The 3,818-nt window shown below is 62.5% G+C and carries 4 protein-coding genes; 2 read left to right on the forward strand and 2 right to left on the reverse strand.

The window, feature by feature from the left end; translation table 11 throughout:
- A partial coding sequence (locus EOA36_RS30185) for a Gfo/Idh/MocA family oxidoreductase (protein ID WP_145969381.1) occupies positions 1-1,021 on the forward strand: 1,021 nt, incomplete at its 5' end.
- A 131-nt stretch (positions 1,022-1,152) separates the two neighbouring features.
- Positions 1,153-2,199 carry an L-glyceraldehyde 3-phosphate reductase gene (mgrA, locus tag EOA36_RS30190; protein ID WP_127280603.1) on the forward strand — a complete coding sequence of 349 codons (1,047 nt, stop codon included), beginning with the start codon at positions 1,153-1,155 and terminating at the stop codon, positions 2,197-2,199.
- A 75-nt stretch (positions 2,200-2,274) separates the two neighbouring features.
- Here the strand turns inward: mgrA and EOA36_RS30195 are convergent, their stop codons facing one another.
- Positions 2,275-3,372 carry a trypsin-like serine protease gene (locus EOA36_RS30195; protein ID WP_127280604.1) on the reverse strand — a complete coding sequence of 366 codons (1,098 nt, stop codon included), beginning with the start codon at positions 3,370-3,372 and terminating at the stop codon, positions 2,275-2,277.
- 230 nt (positions 3,373-3,602) lie between these two features.
- A partial coding sequence (locus EOA36_RS37835; RefSeq protein ID WP_210212433.1) for a hypothetical protein occupies positions 3,603-3,818 on the reverse strand: 216 nt, incomplete at its 5' end.

Genomic DNA, 3,818 nt, shown 5'->3' on the forward strand with positions numbered 1-3,818 from the left:
GGCCAGGGCACGGGCGAAGGAATTCAAGCTCCGTGCCGAAACCGTCGAGGATCTGCTCAAGGCCGACGATATCGACATCATCGTCAACCTGACCATTCCGGCCGTGCACTACGAGGTGTCGAAGCAGGTGCTCGATGCCGGCAAGCACGTCTATTCGGAAAAGCCGTTCGTGCTGTCGCTCAAGGAGGGCCAGGACCTCAAGACGCGGGCCGAGAAGAAGGGGCTGCGCATCGGCTCGGCGCCGGACACGTTTCTCGGCGGCGCGCACCAGTTGGTGCGTGAACTGATCGACGAGGGAAAGCTCGGCCGGATCACCAGCGGCACCTGCCATGTCATGGGCCATGGCATGGAACACTGGCACCCCAATCCGGACTTCTTTTTCCAGCCGGGCGCCGGGCCGGTGCTCGACATCGGACCGTACTACATCACCAATCTCATCCAGCTGATCGGGCCGGTGAAGCAGGTGGCGGCTTTCGCGACGACCCCCGCCAAGGAACGGACAATCAGTTCCAAGCCGCGAGCGGGTGAAAAAATCCCGGTCAACACGCCGACCACCATTCACGGCCTGCTGGAATTCGAGAACGGCGCCGTGGTGACGCTGAACACAAGCTGGGACGTCTGGGCTCACGGCCACGCGCCGATGGAGCTTTATGGCGAGGCCGGAACGGTGTTCGTGCCGGATCCGAACTTCTTCGGCGGCGACGTTCGCTTCACCGAAGAGGGAAAACCGGTCAAGAAGCAGCCGAAATGGAAGCATCCGCTGGGCATCCCCAATGAGATGCACGGCCAAGGCATGATGGCCAATTACCGCACGGCGGGCCTGGCCGACATGGCGCTGGCGATCGCCGAGGGGCGGCCGCACCGCTGCTCGATGGAACTCGCGCTGCATGCCGTCGATGTCATGACTGGCCTCCTGCGCTCCGGCGAAACCGGCAAGTTCGTCGCCATGCAGACCACATGCGAGCGTCCGGCCGCGCTTGGCGTCAAGCAAGCCAAGGATCTCCTGGCCAAGAAGAAGTAGTCGCGGAGATTATCGATAATTTTGCTTGCCCTCTCCCCGTTCCTCCGGGGAGGGGGTAAAGGATGGCGTACGGGCACGTTCATCGCCTCTGCGATGACGGTGCCCTGTCCGTTCAGATCCGAGGATTTCCCATGCCCTATATCGCCGCTGAAAACCGCTACGAAAACATGATCTACAACCGCTGCGGGCGGTCCGGCCTCAAGCTGCCGGCGATCTCGCTCGGGCTGTGGCACAATTTCGGGAACGACACGCCGCATCGGACCAAGCAGGCCATCGTCCGCAAGGCTTTCGACCTCGGCATCACCCATTTCGACCTCGCCAACAATTATGGTCCGCCGCCCGGCTCGGCGGAGACCGCTTTCGGCGAGATCCTGCGCACCGATTTTTCCGCCTATCGCGACGAGCTGATCATCTCGACCAAGGCCGGTTACGAGATGTGGGCCGGTCCGTACGGCGAATGGGGCGGGCGCAAATACGTGCTGGCCAGCCTCGACCAGAGCTTGAAGCGGATGGGGCTCGACTATGTCGACATCTTCTATTCGCACCGTTTCGATCCCGACACGCCACTCGAAGAAACCATGGGCGCGCTCGACCATGCGGTGCGTTCGGGCAAGGCGCTCTATGCCGGCATCTCGTCCTACAATTCGCAGCGCACCCGCGAGGCCGCCGACATATTGAGGCAATTGGGCACGCCCTGTGTCATCCACCAGCCGAGCTATTCGATGTTGAACCGCTGGGTCGAGGAGGACGGGCTGCTCGACACGCTCGAAGGGCTCGGCGTCGGCTCCATCGTGTTTTCGCCGCTGGCGCAAGGCATGCTGACCGATAAATATCTCGGCGGCATTCCCGATGGCAGCCGGGCCTCCCAGGGCAAGTCGCTGAAGACGGCTTTCATCAACGATCGCACCATTGCCAACATCAAGTCGCTCAACGCGATTGCCGGCAAACGCGGCCAGACGCTGGCGCAGATGGCGCTGGCATGGGTGTTGCGCAAGGGCAAGGTGACGTCGGCGCTGATAGGCGCCAGCCGGCCCGAGCAGGTCGAGGATTGCGTCGGCGCGCTCAAGGTGCTCGATTTCAGCGACGCCGAATTGGCCGAGATCGATACTTACGCGCGCGAGTCCGACATCAATCTGTGGGCGGCCTCCGCCGAGCGCAAAGGTCCGCCAAGGAAATAGGCTCGCTCGGTAAGCCGGCAAACAAAAACGGCGGGATGTTCCCACCGTTTCCCGTGGCAATCCGAAGCGGTCGCTTCAGGGCGACTTTGGCTTCTGGGCGGTACCGAGCCCAGCCTTGGGCTTTTCGGGCGCCGGGGCGGATGTCTTCATCTTGGCCTCGATCCAGCCGGTGTAGTTGGCCAGCCGCGTGTAGATGCCATAGGCGTCCTTGTGGCCGCAGGCAGCGCTGCCATCGGCCGGGCCTTCGCCCCAACTGACGACGCCGACCTGGATCGGGCCGCCGGCGCCGGTCATGAACAGCGGTCCGCCGCTGTCGCCATTGCAGGCGTCACGCACGCCGCTCGTGGTGCCGGCGCAGATCATGTTGCTGGTCAGCGGATCGGTCATGTCGGCGGCAATCGCATTGGCCGCGGCATCGATGCCCTTTTCCGAATAGCGCATGCGGTGCGACAGGTCTCCGAGAGCCGCTTTCAGGTCATGGGCATAGATGGCCTTGATGCCGCTGTTGCAGGCGCTGTTTGGCTGCAGGTCGAGATCGGCGACCATCAGCGTGGTCGGGAAGGTGCCGTCCTGCATCTTGCCCCAGCCGGTGACGGTGGTCTTGCCGGTGTCTGGTGTCGCGTCATGGGTAAGCTTGATGGTCGGCGCATCGGCCGGGTCGGCGAGCCGGAGCAGGCCGAGATCGTTGTCGAGCGTCTGTTCGCTGTAGCCCTCGTTGACGATGACTTCGACAACCTTGTGCCGCTTGCCTTCGCTGAGATCCGTGGCACCGGTCAGCACGGTGACGGAATCGGGCGAGATCGGGCGGCCCTTGTCGTTGAGGCAGTGCGCAGCCGTCAGCACCCATTGCGGCGCGATCAGGCTGCCGCCGCAAAACTGCGCGTTGGCCTGAGAGGCCGGATTCTCGTCCAGCCTGGCGGTGGTGAGGAGTGCCACCTGGAAAGGATAGGCGCCCTTTTCAGCCTGATTGCCGCCATAGACGCGATCGGTGCCGTCGGGGTTCTCCGCCGCTGCCTTGGCCCTGGCATCGGTCACCCGCTGCATCGGCGAAACGGCCGCTTCCGGCCTGACGGCGGCCTCGTCCGCCTGGCCGGCGTTGATGAATGCAACGGCAGCGGCGATGCCAAGCAGCGATGCGGCAACGACCTGCCCGAACCGATTTGTGATGTGCACCCGAACCCCCTCCTGAGACAATTCTCCCGCGCGGATCGACGCCGGGCATTGTGCAACCAGAGGCCGCCGGTTCGGCGATCCGGACACGCACCCTATCGAACGGCGCGCGATCGGTCACAAAACCGAATCCCACTTTTGCTAACCGTGCCCGCGAGCAGAACCCGCACAAAACTCTATAGCCCCCCACGGGCTACGTGGAAGCGATTTATCATTGCCAATTTTGGATTATTTTAGGCAGTATGTCGCGGCAGGGTCTTAGGCGGGGGCTTTAGATTGACCGAGGCAAACAACGATCCGGTACGTTCGCCGATAGCCTTTGCCGATTTTTCAGCACCACCACGATCTCGACAATATTTCTGTATTTTGATCCAGTCCTTGCTGACTTTTGGGAGAGTCTCACCATGACAAAACTGACAAAGCTTATGATTGCTTCCGCATTGCTTTCC

The sequence above is a fragment of the Mesorhizobium sp. M8A.F.Ca.ET.021.01.1.1 genome (assembly GCF_003998025.1).
In the GTDB taxonomy this organism is placed as follows: Bacteria; Pseudomonadota; Alphaproteobacteria; order Rhizobiales; family Rhizobiaceae; genus Mesorhizobium.